At 41.3% G+C, this 426-nt stretch carries 1 protein-coding gene; it reads left to right on the top strand.

Going from position 1 to position 426, the window contains the following annotated elements:
* Nucleotides 1-426, top strand: a 426-nt coding sequence (locus P3R27_RS14750) for an ABC transporter permease subunit (RefSeq protein ID WP_301399168.1), incomplete at both ends; no start/stop codon positions are given.

Genomic DNA, 426 nt, shown 5'->3' with positions numbered 1-426 from the left:
CTTTAATACGATCGTACCGATTCTTTTTGCGATTCTATTAAATGAAGTACGTGTAAAGTGGATGAAACGCTCCATTCAGACCATCGTATATTTGCCCCATTTTCTTTCATGGGTCATATTGGCTTCAGTAGTGGTCAATTTATTCAGTCTTGATGGAACGGTGAATCAGATTTTACAAAACTTTGGTGTAGAACCATTAAACTTTTTGGGTAGTAATCAGCTGTTTCCTCGTTTGCTGATCGGGACCGATGTTTGGAAAAGTTTTGGTTACAGTTCAATCGTGTACCTTGCTGCCATTACCTCGATTGATCCGGGATTATATGAAGCAGCAACGATGGATGGTGCTTCTTGGTCAAAAAAAGTCTGGCACGTAACCCTGCCGGGGATGATGCCTTTTATTTTGCTGATGACGATTTTGTCGCTGCC

Origin of the sequence: Enterococcus spodopteracolus (genome assembly GCF_030441955.1) — a bacterium.
Taxonomy (GTDB): domain Bacteria; phylum Bacillota; class Bacilli; order Lactobacillales; family Enterococcaceae; genus Enterococcus_B; species Enterococcus_B spodopteracolus.
The sequence above is the reverse complement of the archived record's forward strand: the minus strand, read 5'-3'. Positions and strand labels throughout refer to the sequence as shown.